The sequence below is a fragment of the Paenibacillus sp. N3.4 genome (genome assembly GCF_008017805.1).
Classification (GTDB): domain Bacteria; phylum Bacillota; class Bacilli; order Paenibacillales; family NBRC-103111; genus Paenibacillus_E.
The window spans coordinates 49,028-71,266 of sequence record NZ_VRTT01000004.1 but is presented as its reverse complement, the minus strand read 5'-3'; the positions used below and the strand labels follow the sequence as shown (position 1 = coordinate 71,266).

Here is a 22,239-nt window from a genome sequence, read left to right as displayed (position 1 = left end):
ATCTACATTTTTTTCCACATTCTACGTCTTTTGCAAATATAAGGTCAGTTCTTCGCGATTGTGAAACAACTGCTTCGCTTTAATCAGGAAGAGAGACGGTTCAAGAATTTTCATCAGATCGCGCACCGTTTGGAATGGTTTTTTGTGCATTAATTTGACTGTAATAATTGCGGTGCCTCCACTTTGTAAAGCGTACAGTAAATCCGCCACTAATCGTCCCATCTGACGTGGATCCCAGCTCATATCACATACAAGCAAATCAAATTCATTGGGTTTCAACTTCACATCGCTTGCATTCTTCTTGTAAATCTTCAGCATCGGATTGCCTTGCAGCTTAGGGCTCATGGATGCAGGATCGATAGCAGTCACCTTCAAACCACGTTCCAGCAATAAAGATGTCCAGCCCCCAGGGGCCGCCCCAATATCAAGCGCTGTGCGAGCTACGCTAAAATCGATGCCAAAACGCTGTTCAGCCTCTAACAGCTTGAATTTGGCGCGTGAAATTTGATCTTCTTCCTTCATAAAGCGAATTGCTCCTCCAGACCAATCCGATAAGTTATCAGATGGCTTGGAAATCCCGACATACAGCTTTTCTGGACTGATGTAAACGGAAATCGTAACGTCCGCATACCGAACGACGGGCTCAGAAAGCAGATCAGACACAATAACCTCTTGTAAAGCAGCTTTAACCGCAAAAGGCGCGTAAGGCACATCTACCCCATCTTCTTTGCGTACTTGAACTGCGACTTTCTCCCCTGTGCCTATGAGTCCTGTTCTATGAGCATCTGTCAACCATGCCTTGAGCGTATCCAAATCAGTTTCCGACCTGGTTAGCTGCCATTCTTGCACTACAGGCTGTATATGTCTCAGAAACATCGGCTCTTGTTCTTTCAGTGTAGTTAACAGGTTTTCAGTTCCTTCAGGCACCTCAAATATAAATACTTCTGTAGGTACCAATAACCAAAATTTGGTTAAAGGAAACAATTTACGAATTTCATCTTGTGCGTATTGGGCAAATCCATGATTAGAAGTGCCAATATAAGTTCTTAAATTAGTCATAGCCGCATCCTTTTTGTCTTCTACGATCGGTTTTCGATCACTTTTATCCATGGACGATCTTGAAACCATTCTAACGTAATATCAATGCCAAAAGCTTGATAGATATGCTCAGGAGTCAAGACATCTTCCTTTCGTCCGGAGGCAATTAACTTCCCTTGCTCTATAATAGCCACATGTGTAAATAAAGGGATAATTTCTTCAATATGATGCGTGACGTAGACAACAGTGATATCCTGTTTACTCAAATCATTGACATCAGCCAAGAAACGTTCTCTCTCATATAAATCCAAGCCTGCCGCTGGTTCATCCATGACAAGGATAGAAGGCGTCATCATGAGTGATCTTGCCAGCATAACCTTCTTGCGTTCTCCTTGAGAAAGCTTTCCTAGAGGTTGGTGTGCCAAATGTGCAAGGCGTACTCGCTCCAGCATCTGAAATGCACGATCCTTAACCTCTTGCGGAATTTCTTGATAAAACCGCAGGAATGCATATTCCCCAGTAGCAACAACTTCTAAAACAGGATCGTTCAGATTTAATTTTTCAAATAAAGACTGAGAGATGTAGCCAATTTTCTTACGAACTTCCCTTACATCACATTGACCGTACCGGTTACCAAGCACATCTACCGTTCCCCGACTTGGGAATTCATAACCATTCATCATTTCGAGCAGCGTTGTCTTGCCGGAACCATTACGACCGAGCAGCACCCAGTGTTCGCCTTGTTCAATATGCAAATTTACATCTTGTAAAATATGACGTTCTTCTCTTATAAAATGAATACCGGATAAATGAATCATACTGTATCGTTTCCTTTCATTCAACCATAAACCATCCATTTAGTTTACTGGCCTTGAGCAATCTGTACAAGAATATCGTCAGGAATCGGATGTGGATATAGACGCAATTCATCAGGCTTAACGGCATAGAGCATTTCATACATGGCCGTGCAAGCCGAAGGACTGGACGTATGGATATAAATAGCTTTGGGAAATTTTTGTTGCTGCACTAGCCAGATGACAACATCCATGCCAGTTTGCTTGGAATTCCAACCAAGATCATGGTCTAAAGACAATGTATCTATTTCAAATTCTTGAAGAAGCATAATGCATTCCGTTACATTTTTGGCTAGTGTAAAACCTCTTGGACAAGGACGCAGATCATCCAAGTATACATGAATCATGGTCGACTTTCCTTCCCTATTTACAATGAGTGCGATAACGATTTCACTAGCGCAATTTCCTCACGATGTGTGCCATCCTTGCCTGCTCGTGTTTCCAAAACGATCGGTATGTTTTGCACGAAAGGCGAAGCGAGCAACATCTGTATGTTTGCCTGTCCAATATGGCCTGTCCCAACATTGGCATGCCGGTCTCTACGAGAGCCATACGGATGTACAGAATCATTCAAATGAACTGCTTTTAGATGAGGAAGATAATCCAATTGTTTACCTCTGGTCTCTAACATCGGCCAATCACCCCCGTGCCACAAGCCACTGGCAAAAGCATGACACGTATCAAAACAAAAGCCGATTTTGTCCGGAAATTCACAAAGCTTGCGCACCTGCACCATTTCTTCCATCGTTAAACCAAGCTGAGAGCCTTCACCCGCCTGATTTTCAAGTAAAATAATGGATGTCCCCTCATAGCCTCGAGTTGCGCTATTTAAACATTGTATTATATTTTTGTAGCCTTGTAACGGGTCTTTTCCAATATACTTCCCAAAATGAACTACAAGCCCCATTGAACCGCAAGCGTCCGTAATGGATAGCCCATTTTTCAAAAGCTTGATCATCACATCCCGATCCATTTCATCTGCTGCAGGATTCAGAGGGTATGGAGCATGCCCGATCGACAAAATGCCCTGTTCACTGCAAAACTGTTTACAAGCCTCCGTATCCCGTTGATGGACGGGTTTGGTCTGAAGGCTTCTAGGATTCATCGGAAAATATTGAAAAGCATTTGCTCCAATGGCAAAGGCTGTTTTGGCCGCATTTAAATAGCTGCCTCTTGTACTCACATGAGAACCGATATACATGCTGAATCTGCCCCCTCACGTTTGACAATTCGTGCAGTAAAAACATTTGCGACTCGAAAGTTCAACCTTGATGAGCGGATGACCGCAACGTACACAGGGCTCATCTTCTCGATCATAAACCCGACACTTGGCATCGAATCCTCCCGTTAGACGGTCACCGACGAATAGAGGAAATTCCATATAACCGCCAAATTGAATCGCTTCAAGAAGAACTGTACGGATCGAGACATACAAACGAGATTGCTCTTCTTCGTGAAGAGAAGGAATTTTACGCGTAGGAAGAATGCCTGCGACAAAACAGATTTCATCGGAATAACAATTCCCGATACCCGACAGAAACGTTTGATCGACGAGTGTAACCTTAAGATTGCCTTGCTTGCGATGCAAAACCTGTTGAAATTGTGAAAAAGTAAACGCCTGTTCCAGAGGTTCAGGACCTAAATTCTTCAACTTTGAATGAATTCCTGACATCGTATGCACATGCAAATATCCTAAACGCAGTCCAATAAAATATAAATGCGTATTTCCAAAATGAATCACAACTTGCGTTGTTCGATCTGGTTTCTCTTCCTCGGTACCGTAGAACAGCCATCCTCCCAGCATCAAATGCAGCAGCAGAACATCCCCAGATGCCAAATGAAAGAGTAAATGTTTGGCTTTTCGATCTATGCGTACAATGCGATTTCCGGTTAGTTGATGAATAAACAGCTCCGGTTCTACATTCAATGATTTCGGTCGGGTGACCAATGCCCCTGTAATCGGTACTCCTTGAATTAGTGGTGCTAATTGCTGGCGATATGTCTCAATCTCGGGAAGTTCTGGCATCGCATTCACTCCTTGCCATTTTATCCTTTGTATAGCCAAAAGGAAGGAAAAATAAACGACGAGTAGTGAGAACGCCATGCACTTATATTAGCCCCTCACTTACATATGAAGGTTTGACTTTTCGTAACTTTGGCTGCTTGATTGTACTTGCGGCACTTGTGTTCAGTTGACGGTTAACTGTCTCACTCTTTGCATCTTTTGTTTCAGCCTACGAATGCGCTTCTCCAGAGCTTCCTCAATTTCAGTTTGCTTCCGGTCATTACGATGAAGGGCACGGCGACGCCAAAGCTTAGCCCATGCCTCCTCGGCGTAAAATATCGCTTGATGCAAATTTTTCTCTTTATGCTCGTAATACATCGCTAACTCTAAATAAGGATCTAGCTGAAGGGCTATAGTCGCAGGTTTAACGGCAATCCATCTTTTCCACAGCTCAACAGCGCGAAGGTACCTGCATTTTTTCTTATAGAAAGCAGCCATTAGAAGTAGAATGGATTCAAATTCGGCTTGGGATACATTGATTTCTCCGTTTGTCAGTTGTTCAAACAAGCCATCTAAATAAGCCTCGGCTAATGACGTACGTCCCATTTTCTCTAACCAAAGGCCTGTTCGAAACTTTTCTTCCGGTTCAATTTCTAACGTATGTGCGGCAGCTTCTCCATGCAATAACTTTCCAAAATGAATAGCGAGCGCAGCTAGGGTGACAATGTCGTGTTCATTATGAACGAAAACACCTTCAAGAATCGCAGGATTTTTCTCTGCCAAATATTGAAAATAGAGCACAGGGGCCATAGAACCGGGGACATCATCTACGCGTTCAAAACCTAGGCGGCTCTCTTCAACCTTACTTAAACGACAAGAAGGCAAACTATTCCTCCACAGGCTTCTTGAAGGGTATAGAAGGTCCAGATGAAGCAGCCTGGAATCTGCCATTTTAAGTCTATTAAGCACATAACGATTTTTCAGTATCGGCCAATCAAAGGTGCGGCCATTATACGATACGATATGAGTAAAGCGCATGATAAGCTCTTGCAAATAGATAAGCATAGCATGCTCTTCTGCCGGATTGCGAATAAATAACTGTTCTACCGTGAAACTCTCCTCCGTGTAAAAGCCGATGCCGACCATAAACGGTACATTGCCAGTACCAACACCAAGTCCGGTCGTTTCCGTATCAAAGAAAAGCAGCTCTTCGAGTTGCACGGCGCCGGCACGGTCGTGAAAGCAGGAAAGATTCTCCGCAAAATCTGCTAAATCTTGCAGCCGATAATAGCCGTGTACGCTGTCAGCGCCATACACCCGGCGCCGCATGACAAACGAGCCTGCCGGGCTTGTTTCCACATGGGCGCCGAGCTGCGCCCACTCGTCACTCGCCCGTGGAGTAGGCTGCGCGATCGGCTGCGCCGCCGCAGGCCCTCTCAGGCGGCCGAGTCTTTCGCGGAGCCCGCTCATCGGGCACCGCCTTCGAGCTGCCCAAGCAGCTCCAGAGCGAGCTGCTTGCCAAGCAAGCCGACCTCTTCGATCGGTCCGACGCAAGCCGGGCAGCCGCTGATACAGGTGCAATGTTTAATCAGGCTGCGCGCCTGATCCATGAGCTGTCCGTGTACCTCGTACAGCCGATCACTCAAACCGACGCCTCCCGGGTAGCGGTCGTAGAAAAACACCGTCGGCAGCTTGTTATGCACGGCGCGGACCTGCGGAACGACCGAATATCCATCGGGTCGCACATCAAATACAGCGGCGCAAGATGCGCCAGCACGTTGGCAATCCCAAGCAGCGCATGCTGCATGTCATTAGCCGATTTGCCAGCCGACATCTCCTCGTCAAAAGTAAACCAATATGAGCTCGTATGAAGCTCTTCTTCTGGCAAACGGATCGGACCGGAGCCTATATTTTCATGTGTTCGTAAACGGATTTTCTTGAAAATGGTTGGCTGCGCGTTAACGGTAACTTCGCCAAGTTGACGAAGCAACCCTCCTGTACGGCCTTCGCGGTTAACATGAAGGACTTTAAGCTGAACCGCCATACTGGCATCCGTAAAGTAATCAACACTCACTTGACGGACAAAAGCTTTCTTCTCTTCATAATCCAGCTTTTCCACTTGAAATTGAATACCTTCATGAATATAAATGGCTTCCTCATGAATTAGCGTTGGCGCACTGAATCTGTCGCATTCTCCTATAACTCTATGTCCGTTCGTCATGTCGATAATAATGAAATTTTCCTGCGCAGCAGAACGCAAAGAAATGTTATGCGCTGGAAAAGACTGCTCCATCCAGTACCAACGATCCTTCACCTGATGGAGCACCTGCTCTTCGGTTAAGTATTCAAGAATATCGGTGAGCGATTCGTCACCGAATTTCTCATTCGCTTCGAAAGGCAGCTCATAGGCCGCACACTTCACATGATCAACGAGGATGATCAGATTGTCAGGATGAATGCGCGCCTGCTCCGGCGGTCGCTCGAAGAAATACCGCGGGTTCTGGATCAAATATTGATCCAGCGGATTACTGCTTGCGACGAGGATCGTCAGCGAGGTTTCCTGCCGCCGTCCGGCACGCCCGGACTGCTGCCAAGTACTGGCAATCGTACCCGGATAGCCATTGAGCACGCACGCTTGCAGCTGGCCGATGTCGATGCCCAGCTCCAGCGCGTTCGTGCTTACTACGCCGCGGATTTCTCCGCTGCGTAAGCCTTTCTCAATCTCCCGGCGCAGCTTCGGGAGATACCCTCCGCGGTAGCCGCGGATCGATTTGCTGCCCAGCTCGTGAGACACGAGCTCCTGCAGATAGGTCAGCAAAATCTCCACGCGCACGCGGCTCCGAGCAAAAACAATCGTCTGGATGCCATTGCGCAGAAGCAAGCCTGCTAGCTTGCGCGTCTCCAAGACGGAGCTTTTACGAATCCCCAGCTGTTGGTTTACCACCGGCGGATTATAAAACACAAAGTGCTTCTCGCCTGCCGGCGCTCCGTTATTGTCGATCAGCGTGACGCTCTCGCCAATAAGCCGTTCTGCGTGTTCCTTCGGATTATCAATTGTTGCCGACGCACAAATAAACTGGGGATTTGAGCCATAGAATCGACAAATACGCTTCAGTCTGCGAATGACATTCGCTACATGACTGCCAAAAACACCGCGATACGTATGCACTTCGTCAATGACAATATAATTCAAGTTTTCAAAAAGCTTGACCCATTTCGTATGATGCGGAAGAATAGCGGAATGCAGCATATCCGGATTGGTCACCACAATGTGCCCCGCATTGCGAATCGCTTGCCTCACCGTTGGCGGGGTATCCCCGTCATAGGTGTGCGTTTTGATATCAACTTCCATGAAATCAATCATTTCTTGCAATTCAGCGACCTGATCTTGAGCAAGCGCCTTGGTAGGAAACAAATATAAGGCGCGAGAAGCATCATTCTCAAGAATCTTTTGGAGAACGGGCAAATTGTAACATAACGTCTTACCCGAAGCCGTTGGCGTTACGGTTACCACATGTTGGCCTGAGGTGACATGACGGAATGATTCCGCTTGGTGTGTATATAAACGTTGAATGTGTTTATGTTGTAAAGCAGTACGAATACCCTCGTGCAACCCATCTGGAAATTCAGCCAGCTTCGGGTCACGCGGGGGAACCGTATGCCAGTATGTCACTTGCGACATTAGTTCTGATGATTTACGCAACCAGTCTATCATCTCTAAAATGGAAGAAACCTTACCTGTTAAAGGATTCATCAGCCGAATCTCCTCACATGTTGTTTCTTCTATTTTACAGAATACACGTTCGCATGTCTACATAAGATCTGATGAATCATCATAATCATAACGAATTCCATCATGATCTACTTTTGCCATTTGAGGATTCACAGAAAGGGCTTGCTTCGCACTTTCCTGCAATTTGTATAATACTTCCTGATAATCCCTTGTCCGCTGCTCTTCACCCTCGTGCTTCATCGCTGTTTTTAAAGCTCTTTCAATGATTATCACATCATGACTAGTAAAATTCACAGCACACCGCACCTTTTCTTGGTACTTTACTTTCATAGAAACTAGTTTTACCCAATATGTGTAGAAACATACAAACTAGATTGTTCTAAGAAATTCGTATAATGAGGAAAAATCAGGTAAAATTAAGATGAACAAAAATAGATCAAGGAGGAATTCATAATGACAGCATCTTTACCCACGGAAATCGAAGCCAGTCGTCAACCTGACTATGAAATCAACCCTCAATTTCTAACTCGCTGGTCACCACGTTCATTCAGTGAACAAGAAGTGACGGAAGATGTATTGTTCAGTCTTTTTGAGGCAGCTAGATGGGCACCCTCCGGAAGCAACTTGCAGCCTTGGCGCTTTATAGTCGCCCGCACGTCTGAACAACGGGCCAAGTTCTATGATTTCATTGCCCCAATGAATAGAGAATGGTGTGAAAAAGCGCCTGTACTGGCACTTATCATCTCACATACCAAAACGGCAAATGGCGGCAACAATCCTACTCATGGATTTGACGCTGGTGCAGCTTGGGGTTACTTGGCATTAGAAGCAGCTAATCAAGGGCTCATTACTCACGCAATGGGCGGATTTGACCGCGAACAAGCTCGCAAGGATTTGCATGTTCCTGAAGATTATGACGTGCATGCGGTCATTGCTATCGGTTATCAAGGTCCTCTCGATGCTCTCGCTGAGAAATTCCAATCACGCGAAATCCCTTCCGACAGACGCGCTATCAGCGAGTCTTTATTTAGTGGAGAATTTGGAAAAGAGCTGTAATAAATGTATTGAGAAAGACCACCTCACTGCGATAGGATCGCTGTTGAGGTGGTCTTTGTTTTAATAGGGCAACTCTACTTTATCGACTTTTGATTTGTATGAGGGGTCGAAATAAGCCGTAAATGTTAAATTAACCGTAATTCTTCGTGTTAAATCCTTAGGGAGATTACCATAATTGACTGTATCTATATTGACTAATCTAGGCAAAGCTTGGAGCTGCGTGATAGCATCCGTAATATCTTTGAACGTCCCCATTATCGCTGTCGTTACTTTCACTTCTCGGACATTCGGATAAGCATTTTTTTTATTGGCTTCACCTTGCTGGGTTGTTTTATCACTTACGGAATATGCGATGGAGTTAAACGTAACCTTGGTATCATTTTTAATTTTATTTAAATCCAATGTCAATTGCTCCGTATTGTCCCAAAGCGGAAGCGCAGCTTGAATTTCTTTAATCGAGGGACCGACGTCCTCTTTCTGCTTGTCGCTTATTTTTTTGTTCAAAAGCTGCACTTGTTTGTCTAATGTCGCAATCTCACTTTCCTGAGCCTTGACTTTATTGCTTGAAGGTATTTGCAAAAAGTAATAAAAAGCGAAAAGACCGAGAAACAAAAGAACAGCAACGAACAAAAGTAAGGTTTGCGTATTATTTTTGCTGGACATTCGTCGTATCCGCCCCTTTCACTTCTGTATTCGCCTTCGCACTTGTATCTTTGGCAGCTTCTTTTTTGAACGAGATCGTATAATTTACCGTATAGTACTTCGTTGTTTGCAAATTGTTAGTAGGAGTCGTTGAATTCGTTGATCCTGTTTGATCTGCAGCTGCATTGCTATTATTCGTCCCCGTATTATTGGTCGAAGACCCGCTTGTAGTCTCCGTAATGGATTGAAGCAGGGTGTTCTCCCCAAAAGACAGCCTGCGCAAATCAAATAAATAACGAGCTGAATCCTCCATTTTGGCAAAAAGAACAGTTAACGTAATCTGAGATTCAGCTGAATAAGCCATTGTACTAATTTGCGCATCCATCGGCAATGGCTTTTTCAATTCGTTCACGATAGCAACAACATCTTTCCGATTCGCTCTTGTCGCCGCAATAAAAGAAGCAGGATCTGTTTGATTTTCCGGTTTTTTAGTTATTTTAGCTTCAGCGACTTTCTTGGTCTGATTCAGTTGAGCGATTCTCGCCGTATTTTGAGTCATGCTTTTCTGATTATTGACATATGTCATTCCGCTAAGTGCCATACCTGCAACCCAAGCAAAAACAAATAGGATCAGTAAGAATAACTTAACCTTTGTCTCTGTTTTCCGATGAGGAAGCAAATTAATTTGCGCATTTCTCTTCGTAAACATCGACACACCGACGGCCACACGATAGGCATTCGCATTAAAATCGTTGGAACGTTCCTTCGAAAATACGTCGAAATCTACCGTTTCAACCTTCAGCTCCGACAAAGACTGTTGAAGCTCCTTATGCAGCTGGATTCTTCCTTTATTCGCTCCCGTTACAACAATGTGGGATATCCGGCTTGTCCCCTCTTGAATACTGTATTGATAAAAACTAAGCATTCTCGAAATTTCAGCTATAATTTCCCCAACCTGATCCGAAGTAAGCTCTTCATGATCATCGGTATCATGTTCAAATAAAGTAATCGTACGCATAAAAATGGGATTTCCATTTTGCAACATATACACTTCTAGAGCGCCTTGATCCAAGGAAACGAGCATCGTTTCTTCAAAAAACTCTTCCTGCTGGGCAGCAATGGCCCTTGTTAAAGCGGTTGCTGAAATTTCTGCCGCTCGGACATGGACGCCCGCATCCTCAAATACCCTGACATAACTCATGATCAGCTTCTTAGGAGCAGCAAATACAAGAACCTGGGTACTTTCATCGTCATGACTGACTTGAATAAAATCATAAATTGGATCTTCAAAAGGCAGGCGAAGTGCCGTCTCCACCTCTAATTCAACAAGCTGCCGGAGCTCCTGTGTTTTTATACTAGGGATTCTCATTTTACGAATAATGATTTGAGAAGTAGGAATAGCAATCGTTGCCGTGGCACCCTTCAAGTTCTGCTGTTTCACCCACTGCTTAACTTGCAAACTCAAAGATTCCGCATTGACTATTTGTTCTTCAACAATAATACCCGATGGAATTGGCAAATAACCGCTTGATCCGATTTCCCATGTTTTTCTCTTCTTAACTGTTACATAGCGGACCCCTAATTGATCCACCGTAATCCCGATTCGCTTTGAACCTATGACTCCTAACATCATAATCACATCCTACTATCCGAGTAATGACAGGTACGCATGTATCATATCCGATCCATATGCATAAGAAATCAAAATGCCCAGAGCCAAATACGGGCCAAATGGTATCGGTTGTTTTCTTGTGGTGATTTTTAGCAGCAACAGCAATCCGCCTATCAGACTACCAATCAAGCATGCTAAAACAAATGCTACAACAATATGAGACAAGCCTACGGCAAAGCCGCAAACTAACAAGAGCTTGGCATCGCCCATTCCCATACCGCCGCGGGATACAATCGCAATCAACAGGACAATTCCATAACCTATCACAGCGCCCAGCACATAACTCCACCAAGCCTGATCTCCGGGAAAAACCAAACGCAGCATGATAATAAAAGGAAAGAAAAACAGTAAGATTTTATCAGGTATAAGCATATAAGATAGATCGGAAATCGTAATAATTACTAGAAGACTAACAAGCATAAGTCCGATCATCGTTTCCCAAGTAAAACCGAAATGCAAGTAAATCCAAACGAAAAGTAAGCCAGTTGCTAATTCTCCTAATGGATATAGAGCAGAAACTTTAGTTTTACAATAACGGCAACGACCTTTTGTAAAAATGAAGCTAAGGACAGGGATCAAATCTCTCGATTTGAGCCTCGTTCCGCATTTTGGACATGACGAAGGAGGGTGAATGATTGATTGCTTCTCCGGCACTCGGAGCGCAACGACATTGAAGAACGAACCGAGAACAAGACCTATGATGAAGATATAAACCGCGATTAGAATCGTCATGTGTAAGGGTCGCTTTCGTTTGATTTTAAAAAAGGAATCGGAATGGACCGATTCCTTTTTGTTGGTTAGTTTAGTCAGCAATTCTAGCAACAGCTTCAACGTTACCAGCCCCTGTATTAATAACAGCAGCAGAGAATACCCAACTATTAGCAGCACTTGATAACACCACTTCATGTAATGTACCATCAGCCTCATACAAAACATGTCCGCCTGTAATAGGAGCACGATTACTTGGCATAATTGTTGTATTAGGTAAATAATTCATTGTCATTAAACCAGCACCGGCGGTTGCAACAGTTGTTCGTTCTGGTGTATAAACAGTTCCTGTACCTACAACGGGAACAAATTCGGATGTGAAATCCCCTGCGTTCTCTGCCTGTAAAAATAATTGAGAAGCCTTATAAACTGTAACAGCTGTAGCAATATTGGCATTATTTCTTGACTTGTTGATAATACCTAAGATCGATGGAATTGCAATCGCCGCAATAATTGCAATAATTACAATAACTGCCAATAATTCAATTAGAGTAAATCCCTCTTGTTTTTTTAAATTTTTAATAGTAAGCATATTTTTTCCTCCTATAATTTATCCTATTGATCTAGCGCCACTTACCCAAAATTAGAATATAGTTGAAACATAGGTATCATAATCGCTGCAACTATGGTACCAACTAATCCTGATAGAAATACGAGCAATAGAGGTTCAATCAATGCTTTAAGACGATCAACAGTATTTTCTATATCCATTTCATAGAAATCAGCTACCTTTTCAAGCATTTGATCTAGTGCTCCAGTTTCTTCACCAATAGCAATCATTTGTGTTACTAACGGTGGAAAAACCCAAGCTTGTTTCAATGGTTCAGACAATGGGTTGCCTTGCCTTAATGATTCTGCCGCGCTTTTAATAAATCTCCCAATAACTTTATTATTTACAATTTCTTCTACAATGGTTAATGATTGTAGTATTGGTACTGCACTTGAATATAAAGATGATAACGTCCTAGTCATTTGCGCAAGCGCACCTTTTTGTTTCAACTTACCAAAAATAGGTATTTTAAGATTAATATAGTCAATATAATAAGCACCGATCTCAGTTCGTTTTACTAAAAAATACAACAAAAGCAATACTATTAAACCAATTAGCCAAAACAACCACTGGTTCTGGATGCTGTCACTCAATTTAAGAACAATTCTTGTTATTAGTGGTAATTCAGCATGCATAGAATCAAAAATTTGTACAAACTGAGGAACTACTGATTTCAACAAAAAAACACACGCTGCTACTGATAAGATAGCAACTACAGTTGGATAAGTCATTGCTGACTTGATTTTCTCTGTTGTTACATGTTCTTTCTCAAAAAAATTAGCTAGTTGATCAAGCGTCCCTTCCAAATCCCCTGTCTCTTCCCCAGCACGAACCATATTAACAAACATCGATGGAAATATCTTTTTATGCTCTGAAATCGACTGAGAGAAGGAAACACCTTTCGATATGCTTGAAGCAACTTGGATCAAAGCCTTTTTTAAAGCTTTGCTTTCTGTTTGAGCAGCCAGAATACTGGTCGCCTCAACAATATTGACTCCAGCCCGTATCAGTGTAGCAAACTGTCTACAGTACACGATAAAATGAATCGTTTTTACCGGATTCCCAATATAAATATCCTGTTTTAGCGCTTTAAACTGCTCTTCCTTAACAGAAAGGACAACGTAACCTTTTTTCCGGAGTTCCTCAACGGCTGTGGGTTTATCTGAAGCGGATATTTTACCCTTGATCTGTTTACCGGCAGTTCCTCTAACCTCATATAAAAACTCAGCCACTACAGGCCACCACCTTCAGCAAGATAAGCTCTTGCTGCGACAGGATCAATGAGTCCTTGCTGCATCTGCTCTTTAATCGCCATCTCAAGTGTATGCATGCCTAAGTTTTTACCTGTTTGCATGATACTCTTAATTTGATGGATTTTTTCTGAACGAATCAGGTTGCCAACAGCCGGTGTGTTAATCATGATTTCGGTAGCGCACGTTCGGCCTTGGCCGCCTGGTTTTGGAAAAAGCCTTTGAGAGACGACGCCAACCAACACCGAAGCGAGCTGAACTCGAATTTGACCTTGCTGATGAGCCGGAAAAGCGTCAATAATACGATCAATCGTCTGCGGTGCATCCGTAGTATGTAAAGTTGCGAAAACCAGGTGACCGGTTTCTGCTGCGGTTACGGCTGCCGAAATGGTTTCCAAGTCACGCATCTCACCGACAAGAATGACATCTGGATCTTGGCGAAGGGCTGCTCGTAGACCATTCGAAAAGCTTTTGGTATCATTGCCGACTTCTCTCTGATTAATGACCGATGAACCATGGGTATGAAGAAACTCTATGGGATCCTCCAGAGTAACGATATGCTTTTTCTCTTTCCGATTGATGTAATCAATCATCGCTGCCAGTGTTGAAGATTTCCCACTACCCGTAGGCCCTGTTACAAGGACTAACCCTTGTGGTTTAAGCGCTAAAGTACTGATAATTGCCGGCAGTTGTAAAAGCTCAAGCGAAGGTATTTTCGTTGGAATCGTACGAATTGCAATGCCTACGCGTCCTCTTTGACGATATGCATTGATCCGATATCTGGAATATCCCTCAAGCTCATACGAAAAGTCGATCTCGCCTGCCTGATTAAAGCGTTCCATTTGCTCCGCACTTAACAAAGCTTCAACCATAGATTGCGTATCCTGTACCTGTAACAACTCGCTGCCCAATTGCTGCAAAGCTCCATGCACACGTAACACGGGTGGCGATCCGACCGTTAAATGCAAATCTGATGCCTTGGATTCGTGAGCCTGCTTCAGCAGATTAATAACTTTATCAAACGAGTCAGACACTACCTCACCTCCTTCCCTATTAATGAGCTACGGTTTCTCTTATGACTTCTTGTAATGTCGTAATTCCTTGGGTCACTTTATCAATGCCGTCGTCCAATAGTTGAATCAAACCTTGCTTCAAAGCGGCATCGCGCATGTCTTGAACCGATGCTGCTTCACTGATTAATTCACGCATGTGATCGTTAACAACCAATATTTCATGAATGGCAACCCGACCACGGTAACCTGTCCGGTTACAAGCGCCACACCCTGCTCCCTTATGAAGCTGCTCTACATGAATGCCCCTGCTTCTCATAAAAATCATCTCTTGGTCCGTTGGCGCATACGTCATCTTGCATTCGTGGCATATTCTTCGAACAAGACGTTGAGCAACCACACCAATAAGTGAAGAGGCTATGAGATAAGGTTCTATGCCCATGTCCCTGAAACGCGTAATTGTGCTCACCGAATCGTTCGTATGTAAGGTCGACAGAACCAAATGTCCTGTTAAAGATGCACGAATCGCTATTTCTGCTGTTTCAGAATCCCGTATTTCCCCTACCATGACGATGTTTGGATCCTGACGCAAAATAGAGCGCAGTCCCGCAGCAAAGCTGAGACCTATCGTCGGATTCACGTGTACCTGATTAATGCCTTCCAACTGATACTCAACTGGATCTTCAATGGTGATAATATTCGCATTTTCCTGATTTAGATGACTTAGCGCTGAGTAAAGCGTTGTTGTTTTCCCGCTTCCCGTCGGACCTGTAATGAGCAAAATGCCATATGGCTGCTCAATCATATCTCGAAATACATGCATATTGCGTACACCCAAACCTAATTGATCAATGGGTTTAACGCCAGTAGATAAATCAAGTAAACGGAGTACAATTTTTTCTCCATGAATCGTTGGTAATGAAGATACACGAATATCAATATGTTTGAAATCTATTTGCATTTTAATTCTGCCGTCCTGCGGCAATCTACGTTCTGCAATGTTTAATTTCGCCATAATTTTCAATCTTGCCGTCATAAAGCCTTGCATCTGCTTGGGAATGATCCTTTCCGTTCGCAAATGCCCATCGATTCGATAACGAATCAGCAAATTAGTTTCACCTGGATCTACGTGAATATCTGAAACTTTTAATTGAACAGCTTGCTGAATCATTTGATTGACTAGTCGCACAACTGGCGAATCTTCATCTGTAATTTCGGTTTCTTTGATATCTTCCGTAGTCGGTAAGTCCGTCATCATCTGACTCATCGAATCTTGCAGCCCATAATGACGAGCAATCGCCCGTTGCAGCTCATCTCTGCTTGTAATGGCAGGCTCAATCCGGTACCCGGTACTCATCCGCATTTCTTCAATCGCGAAGTAATCGAGGGGGTCGGCCATTGCCACCATCAGCTTTCCCCCCTCTTTTTGAAGAGGAATTGCTTGATAGCGCCTAGCCATGCTTTCAGGAATGATTTTTGTGATTTCCGGGTCGATTTGATATTTGAATAAGCTAACGTGCGGTATACCTAACTGAAATTCTAGTACTTCAATTAACTGCTGTTCGGTAATATAGCCTTGGGTGATGAGCAAATCACCTAACTTTTGTTTCGTTTTTCTTTGCTCTTTGAGCGCTTCCTGAAGCTGATCTTCAGAAATGATGGCACTCTCTACTAATAAATCGCCCAATCGTTTTTTTACCAGAGCCATCCGAGTCAACTCCAATTCCAAATCATGTTTCTATACGCCGAAATGGTTCTTTTCACCTAAATTAATTATAGGTATAATTGCCCACTTCCGAATTCAATAAAATTGATTATACAACAAAAGGAAACATTTTGTATATAATTTCATTGTTTCCGATCATTCTTTGAAATTTCGTCAAATTACCCTTGTATTCCTGTATCATTTCTCCTTATATTACGTAGATTCCTTTCGAAAAGATCACTTAAATGTTATATTTTTTGTTAATTCCCTAATCCTTTTCTAAATATTTTTCGATATCATGTACATAATGTGTATATTTTCAAGCTAAAAAAGTAGTAAAATAGTCTCATATAGAATTTGAAAATTCGGGAGGAAAGAGGATGTTAAGGAGAAAACAAAAAAAGATCAGTCTCATCCTGATCGCATCAATGGTTGCTTCTTTATTCGGTTTCATGGGCATACCACCGGGAATTGTACATGCCGCAGCAGGGGATACGGTAACTGTCGCATTGAAATCAGTTGCTACAGGAAAATACATATCTGCGGGAACAAGCGGCGATAGTTCATTAACTGCAAATGCCACCAACCCTTGGTTCGGCGAACTTTTTGATGTCATTGAACAATCTGACGGAACTTTTGCCTTGAAGTCAAGAGCAAATAACAAGTACGTGACCGTTGGCGCCAGTAGTACAACCCCACTAGTTGCATCAGCTTCAACCGTAACGTTACAAGAAAAATTCGAGAAGATTGTCAACACAGACGATGGTACAGTTTCATTTAAATCCAAATCGTACGGAAAATTTATCAGTTCGCCGAACATGACAACAACGTTTACTTCCAACTTATCAAATCTGTCTGCTGAAGGAAAGTTTCAAGTTTCTTATTTTGATTTCACCAAGCCATTAAAGATTCTTGAAATTAAGGATTTGGACAAAGATGCTACTGCCATCGCCTCCGATCTATCATCTTCCTCTATGAAAATTGCAGCAAACTCAGCAGTTCAATTAGAAACCATGAGTATAAAGACATTCGTAGCACTTCGAGATGAATTAGATGGAAAGTATGATGCTATTTATTTCGGAAAAAGCTTGTTTAACCCAACTTCAGAAACGGGAAGTAATCATGACACTCGTCTTGAAGAAAATGATATTACCCCACTTAAAGCAACAGAAATTACAGACAAATACATAACCAAGGGCCTTCCTGTAGTTGTATATAGCGACTCAACCTTGAAACGCGGAGCGCTTTACCAAGGTTATTTGAATGGAAGCACTTGGACGAGCAAGACAGGCAATCTAAATAATTTGTTTAATCCCTTTAAAACATCAACCAAAAGCAATGTCATATTCGTGGAGAACGCGGATATAGCCAGTATCAGTGCATTTATCACCAAGACCAACCTGTTAGAAATTTCCAATGTACGGCCTCAACTTAATATCACTAGCAAACCCTATGACTATACATTAAGTGCCAACAGAAATCAGAAGTACAAGGCGGGTGATACGCTAACTTATAATTTCAATGTTTCGAATGTCCGAAATTTAGGTCAGCGTAATTTAGTCGCTAATTTATATTTAGGTATTGATAGTGTATTGAAATTTGACGCCTCTCAGTTAGTACAAACGGTTCCCGTAACGTCACTTACCAATAATACGATCAGCTTCAAACTACCTAAGGGTTACTCCGGTCTTTATTATTGGAGACTTGAACTCGTTGATCAAACAAGTACAGGCAAGTTAAAGGATGCAGCCTCAGGGGTGTTCCGTTACCAAGATCAACCGCCAACTATTAACGTTCTCCAAGTTATACCGAATTCACAATCAGCGAACAAAACAAGCAGTTTACTTCTGGAAGCGAATTTGAAACAAACGTATTTATTATCTGATGACTATAAAATTAATATTAATGTCATTGATTTTAATACGTTCAATTCGACCGAATACAGCACATTAAACAGCAAGTATGACATGTTGATATTCGGGTTTAATGATTCATACAATGCTACTGCAAATATATCCAATACAGCGGCAGCGGCTGTAAAATCGTTTATTGCAACAGGTCAAGGGGTCATGTTCACGCATGATACCATTTTCCAAAGCAATCAAACCTGGATAGACTACTTCCAAACCGACACAGGGCAAATCGGACCGAAAACGAACATGGGACTTGGCGCGCCAAATACATCTACTTCCACCGTTAAAGTAAATGAGGGCTTACTAACTGAATTCCCGTTCTTTATCAGTGAAATAACACCCCAAGTAGCTACAACCCATGATCAGTACTTCCGCTTAGATCTGAATGATCCGAAAGTTATACCTTGGTATAACATCAATGGTAGTCCTCGTGATGTCGAGGATAGCTGGAATCATTATTACACCTATTCAAAAGGTAATGTCACATACTCTGGAACAGGACACAATTTTGTAGATACAAAAAGAAACAGTTCCTTCCCTGACTGGGAGCAAAAGTTATTTGTTAATACAATGTACCGTGCTTTTATTGGCTCCAATCATAAACCTACCTTGGAAATCATTTCACCGGTTGCGTTCTCAAGTACTTTGAAGAACTATATTTCTGCCAATAGTGATATTTCTGTCAGCTTTAAGCCGGATGATCTCGATCTGAATGATAAGAAAATTACCTCTTCCGTTACATTCAAATACAAAGACATTAACGGTACAGACAAAGTTGTCAAGGTGCTGCCTGACACAGAGACTAATAAAGGCGATACCGTCACAAAAACATTTCCTAACCCTCTTGCATCTAGTGGCGGCGACCTAACTATTTCTGTATCTACTAAAGATGCAAGCGGAGCGATGGAAACGAAAGAAGTCGCGGTAAAGGTTATCACTTCTACAAGCTTAACTCCCGAAAGAACTATCTCGGCAGAGAAGATAGAAGTAAATAATCCAGTTACAGTAAGTTATTCCATTAAACCAACTGCGAAAACTTTTAATGCCGCAACGAACGTGAGCGACTTAACGATTACAGGGCTTCATTTCAAAGAAACTTTCCCAGCTAATCTAGATTTAGTTACGCTGCCTACCAATCTCACGAATCTTACCAAAACAGGAACGTTAACATCTGGATTTACACTCGAGGGAGACATTACAAACATACCTTACCGTCAGGTAGGCAATCAGTTTATTGCAGATCCGACTACCTTCAACATTGTTGTAAAACCAACAAAAAGTGGAGACTATTCGCTCTCAAGCGCTAATTTAAGATATACCGATTATACGGCTGCTGATGCTCAAAATGTTCTTTTTTCCAATAAAGTCATCTCAGCATTCATCAAGTTGACCTTCTTAACGTTGGACAATCAAACAATAGCTAAAGACGACACGTCCAAACTTTTACCAAGAGCGCTTCCCGCAGACGCATCTTTCCAGAAAGACTCTGATTATACATGGGCCTCGGATGCAACGAGTATCGTAACTGTCACAGCAAGCGGTGAAATTAAAGGAATTTCAGCAGGAACGGCTAAGGTAACGGCTACAGCGAAAGATGGCAGCGGACTGATTGCTACTTCGATTGTTTCCGTCATCCAGCCAGGTCTTAATATTACAGGGCCAACTGAAGTTGCCGTTAATTCAACCATTCAATTACAAGCTGCGTTGGTTACGGTAAATGAGAATGTAACATCTGTTTCTTGGAGTTCTTCTGATTCAAGTACAGCTGCTTTTACAATAAATAATGACCGAACCGGCGTTTTAAGAGGTGTAAAAAAAGGAGCAGTTACTGTAACAGCGACCGTGGTAACAGATAAAGGAAGAACGTACACGAAGGATTATAAGGTTTCAGTCTATATTCCTTTGACTTCCTTAAGCATTCAAAATGCTACGATTAGGGTCGGTGAAAGTATCTCATTAACTCCATCCTACCAGCCTTCCAATGCAGACTACACGACCTTTAATTGGAGTACCGATCGAGCAGATCTAGTTACCCTTAACAGTAGTACGATTGTCGGTGTCGCTGCGGGAACAGCTAAAGTTACAGTGACATCATCAGATAACAGTAATTTGTCCAGTACAGCAACGATTACTATTGTAAGTCCTTCACTCGCAATTAGTGGACCTACATCGGTTAATATCGGGGAGAAGATTACTTTGGAAGCCCTCTTCTCTACAATTAATGAAACTGCTACTTCAATTACTTGGGCTTCTCCTGATCAAGATAAAGCAAGCTTTGTCACAGACGGTGATTACAAAAGAGTATTAACCGGAGTTAAAGCAGGAAATGTTAATGTTTCAGTAACAATCGTTACAAATAAAGGAAATACGTATACAAAGTCATATTCCATTACCGTTACCACCGTTCCTATTACTTCAGTGAAATTGGACAACGCTAAAATAAGAGTTGGCGAGACTGCTCCAATCAGCACTGTCATTTTGCCCGCTAATGCAAGCAATAAAACGCTAACTTGGGTCTCTAATCATCCTGAATGGGCAACAGTAGATACGAATGGGAATGTGCGAGGAATTGCACCTGGGGAAGCAGTCATTACGGCTACATCAACAGATGGAACGAGTAAATCAAGCTCTGCTACAGTGACTGTGATTCAACCCGTTATGTTAATAAGCGGGCCTACCAAGTTATTTGTTGGCGGATCTCCAATCACCTTGCAAGCCGAACTAAGTACGGTGAATGAAACCCCTGTTACATTCACTTGGAACGTATCCGATGAAGATAAACTAAAAGCTCAATTCATAACCGATGGAGATTCGCGAAGAATTCTAACAGGAAAACAAGCAGGTATTGTAACTGGCACTGTAACCATAGTCACAGACAAAGGTATTCCATATACTTCAAATTTTTCAGTTACCGTTATCTCTTTAAAACTCAATGACACTACACTTGATATTGGAAAAGAAGCCCAACTTTCACCAATCATTGCACCTGTAGGTGCCATAAATTCAAACTTCAACTGGAGCTCAAGCAACCCGTCTGTAGTAACCGTAGATAATAAGGGCAATATTCAAGCCAAGTCAGCCGGTACAGCAACCATAACCATTGTATCCGTTGATAACCCTACTTTATCAGCAACAGCAACAGTTACAGTGATCCAGCCAGGTATCAGTATAATAACACCTAACGGAAAGATAGGTCTTAATGGCGAATCAACGCTTTTGGTTGGAAATAAACTTGAATACTTAGCTTCTTTCGAGTCAAGCAATCAAAAAGCAACATCTATCAAATGGGATATTCTCGATCCTGCCGATGCTGTTGATCACAGAAAAACGATTGATGATTACCATTATGAATTTGTAGGGAAGGAAGTTGGTACAGTAACAGGTAAAGTAACAATTACTACCGACAATCTCGGAACCTATACCAGCAGCTTCTTAATTACCGTGATTAATCCCGTGCAAACTGTACGTATCGAACGTGTAGATGGTTTAAGTACCTCTATTAACGTAGATGATTCCATTAACTTAACAGCCATCATTACTCGATCAAATGCCTCACATACCGGGTTCCAATGGTTAACAATAGAGGAATCTGGCATTGATGGAGATGCCGTCTTGACACCAACAGATGCACAAAACATTACTTTTACAGCTAAGAAAAAAGGCACAGTAAAGGTAAAAGTACTCGTAGGCGGTCAGTCTGACACCAAATCTTTTGAAATCAAACAAGAATTAACTTCTCTATATTTACCGGATCGTCCGATCCGATTAATGCTCGGTAGCAACACAAACACATATAATGCCTTTGCTCAGCTAGTTGTTATCCCATCTAAGTGGAAAACGGTTCTAAAGGATCAGCTTGCCTGGGAGATTAAAGATACAACGATAGCAAAAATGAGTGACACAGAACCAGGCGTAATCATTGGTGTAAAAAAGGGAACCACTTCAGTTAAAGTGAAGTATAAGGATTCTCTTGAGGATTCTGTTCAAATCATCGTAGATGAGCCAATCTATAATAATAAGTATTAATAAAAATAACCCAGGAT

At 42.4% G+C, this 22,239-nt stretch carries 16 protein-coding genes and 1 pseudogene; 2 read left to right on the top strand and 15 right to left on the bottom strand.

Annotated features, from left to right (window positions below):
- Nucleotides 1-21: 21 nt before the first annotated feature.
- The 8 genes and pseudogenes from FU659_RS03860 to FU659_RS03825 form a co-directional block, all read right to left on the bottom strand.
- Nucleotides 22-1,110 carry an SAM-dependent methyltransferase gene (locus FU659_RS03860; protein WP_315971268.1) on the bottom strand — a complete coding sequence of 363 codons (1,089 nt, stop codon included), beginning with the start codon at nt 1,108-1,110 and terminating at the stop codon, nt 22-24.
- Entirely contained in the window at nt 1,080-1,856 is a 777-nt protein-coding gene (locus tag FU659_RS03855; protein ID WP_147946420.1) for an ABC transporter ATP-binding protein, read from the bottom strand. The genes FU659_RS03860 and FU659_RS03855 overlap by 31 nt, the downstream gene beginning before the upstream one ends.
- A gap of 44 nt (nt 1,857-1,900) precedes the next feature.
- The gene (locus FU659_RS03850) at nt 1,901-2,239 is read right to left on the bottom strand and encodes a cyclic-phosphate processing receiver domain-containing protein (RefSeq protein ID WP_147946342.1); all 339 of its coding nucleotides are present in this window, start codon (nt 2,237-2,239) and stop codon (nt 1,901-1,903) included.
- Nucleotides 2,240-2,259: 20 nt separating this feature from the next.
- The gene (locus FU659_RS03845) at nt 2,260-3,093 is read right to left on the bottom strand and encodes a deoxyribonuclease IV (protein ID WP_147946341.1); all 834 of its coding nucleotides are present in this window, start codon (nt 3,091-3,093) and stop codon (nt 2,260-2,262) included.
- Nucleotides 3,094-3,108: 15 nt separating this feature from the next.
- Nucleotides 3,109-3,918 (bottom strand): Fpg/Nei family DNA glycosylase, encoded by an 810-nt coding sequence (locus tag FU659_RS03840; RefSeq protein WP_147946340.1) that lies wholly within the window; start codon nt 3,916-3,918, stop codon nt 3,109-3,111.
- 162 nt (nt 3,919-4,080) lie between these two features.
- Nucleotides 4,081-5,367 (bottom strand): ribonuclease H-like domain-containing protein, encoded by a 1,287-nt coding sequence (locus FU659_RS03835; RefSeq protein WP_147946339.1) that lies wholly within the window; start codon nt 5,365-5,367, stop codon nt 4,081-4,083.
- Nucleotides 5,364-7,651 (bottom strand): annotated as a pseudogene (locus FU659_RS03830) (DEAD/DEAH box helicase). The gene FU659_RS03835 and the pseudogene FU659_RS03830 overlap by 4 nt, the downstream one beginning before the upstream one ends.
- Nucleotides 7,652-7,708: 57 nt before the next feature.
- Nucleotides 7,709-7,903, bottom strand: a complete 195-nt coding sequence (locus tag FU659_RS03825) for a hypothetical protein (RefSeq protein ID WP_261807596.1) — start codon at nt 7,901-7,903, stop codon at nt 7,709-7,711.
- Nucleotides 7,904-8,083: 180 nt separating this feature from the next.
- On the opposite strand from FU659_RS03825, the gene FU659_RS03820 reads away from it, so the two are divergent.
- Nucleotides 8,084-8,686, top strand: a complete 603-nt coding sequence (locus FU659_RS03820; RefSeq protein ID WP_147946337.1) for a nitroreductase family protein — start codon at nt 8,084-8,086, stop codon at nt 8,684-8,686.
- Between the two features lie 60 nt (nt 8,687-8,746).
- Here FU659_RS03820 and pilO read toward each other — a convergent pair whose 3' ends face one another.
- Genes pilO through FU659_RS03785 form a run of 7 tightly spaced genes read right to left on the bottom strand, consistent with a single transcriptional unit; the run spans nt 8,747 to nt 16,286 of the window.
- Complete coding sequence (gene pilO, locus FU659_RS03815; protein ID WP_147946336.1) at nt 8,747-9,349, bottom strand: type 4a pilus biogenesis protein PilO; 603 nt, start codon at nt 9,347-9,349, stop codon at nt 8,747-8,749.
- A complete protein-coding gene (gene pilM / locus FU659_RS03810) occupies nt 9,333-10,961 on the bottom strand; it encodes a pilus assembly protein PilM (RefSeq protein ID WP_147946335.1) in 1,629 nt (542 codons plus the stop codon). Before pilM ends, pilO begins: the two co-directional genes overlap by 17 nt.
- Nucleotides 10,962-10,973: 12 nt before the next feature.
- Nucleotides 10,974-11,831 carry a prepilin peptidase gene (locus tag FU659_RS03805; protein ID WP_483874501.1) on the bottom strand — a complete coding sequence of 286 codons (858 nt, stop codon included), beginning with the start codon at nt 11,829-11,831 and terminating at the stop codon, nt 10,974-10,976.
- The gene (locus tag FU659_RS03800; protein WP_147946334.1) at nt 11,803-12,300 is read right to left on the bottom strand and encodes a prepilin-type N-terminal cleavage/methylation domain-containing protein; all 498 of its coding nucleotides are present in this window, start codon (nt 12,298-12,300) and stop codon (nt 11,803-11,805) included. The genes FU659_RS03805 and FU659_RS03800 overlap by 29 nt, the downstream gene beginning before the upstream one ends.
- A 41-nt stretch (nt 12,301-12,341) precedes the next feature.
- Nucleotides 12,342-13,550, bottom strand: a complete 1,209-nt coding sequence (locus FU659_RS03795) for a type II secretion system F family protein (RefSeq protein WP_147946333.1) — start codon at nt 13,548-13,550, stop codon at nt 12,342-12,344.
- Nucleotides 13,550-14,602 (bottom strand): type IV pilus twitching motility protein PilT, encoded by a 1,053-nt coding sequence (locus tag FU659_RS03790; RefSeq protein ID WP_147946332.1) that lies wholly within the window; start codon nt 14,600-14,602, stop codon nt 13,550-13,552. Before FU659_RS03790 ends, FU659_RS03795 begins: the two co-directional genes overlap by 1 nt.
- Before the next feature lie 19 nt (nt 14,603-14,621).
- Nucleotides 14,622-16,286 (bottom strand): GspE/PulE family protein, encoded by a 1,665-nt coding sequence (locus FU659_RS03785; protein WP_147946331.1) that lies wholly within the window; start codon nt 16,284-16,286, stop codon nt 14,622-14,624.
- 377 nt (nt 16,287-16,663) lie between these two features.
- Here FU659_RS03785 and FU659_RS03780 point away from each other — a divergent pair, with 377 nt between their 5' ends.
- The gene (locus FU659_RS03780; RefSeq protein WP_147946330.1) at nt 16,664-22,222 is read left to right on the top strand and encodes an Ig-like domain-containing protein; all 5,559 of its coding nucleotides are present in this window, start codon (nt 16,664-16,666) and stop codon (nt 22,220-22,222) included.
- Nucleotides 22,223-22,239: the final 17 nt, after the last annotated feature.

What these genes read in the sequence shown, in the direction of transcription:
- FU659_RS03860 (WP_315971268.1), bottom strand. Translation starts at nt 1,110, where the DNA reads ATGGATAAAAGTGATCGAAAACCGATCGTAGAAGACAAAAAGGATGCG.
- FU659_RS03855 (WP_147946420.1), bottom strand. Translation starts at nt 1,856, where the DNA reads ATGATTCATTTATCCGGTATTCATTTTATAAGAGAAGAACGTCATATT.
- FU659_RS03850 (WP_147946342.1), bottom strand. Translation starts at nt 2,239, where the DNA reads ATGATTCATGTATACTTGGATGATCTGCGTCCTTGTCCAAGAGGTTTT.
- FU659_RS03845 (WP_147946341.1), bottom strand. Translation starts at nt 3,093, where the DNA reads ATGTATATCGGTTCTCATGTGAGTACAAGAGGCAGCTATTTAAATGCG.
- FU659_RS03840 (WP_147946340.1), bottom strand. Translation starts at nt 3,918, where the DNA reads ATGCCAGAACTTCCCGAGATTGAGACATATCGCCAGCAATTAGCACCA.
- FU659_RS03835 (WP_147946339.1), bottom strand. Translation starts at nt 5,367, where the DNA reads ATGAGCGGGCTCCGCGAAAGACTCGGCCGCCTGAGAGGGCCTGCGGCG.
- FU659_RS03820 (WP_147946337.1), top strand. Translation starts at nt 8,084, where the DNA reads ATGACAGCATCTTTACCCACGGAAATCGAAGCCAGTCGTCAACCTGAC.
- pilO (WP_147946336.1), bottom strand. Translation starts at nt 9,349, where the DNA reads ATGTCCAGCAAAAATAATACGCAAACCTTACTTTTGTTCGTTGCTGTT.
- pilM (WP_147946335.1), bottom strand. Translation starts at nt 10,961, where the DNA reads ATGATGTTAGGAGTCATAGGTTCAAAGCGAATCGGGATTACGGTGGAT.
- FU659_RS03800 (WP_147946334.1), bottom strand. Translation starts at nt 12,300, where the DNA reads ATGCTTACTATTAAAAATTTAAAAAAACAAGAGGGATTTACTCTAATT.
- FU659_RS03785 (WP_147946331.1), bottom strand. Translation starts at nt 16,286, where the DNA reads ATGGCTCTGGTAAAAAAACGATTGGGCGATTTATTAGTAGAGAGTGCC.
- FU659_RS03780 (WP_147946330.1), top strand. Translation starts at nt 16,664, where the DNA reads ATGTTAAGGAGAAAACAAAAAAAGATCAGTCTCATCCTGATCGCATCA.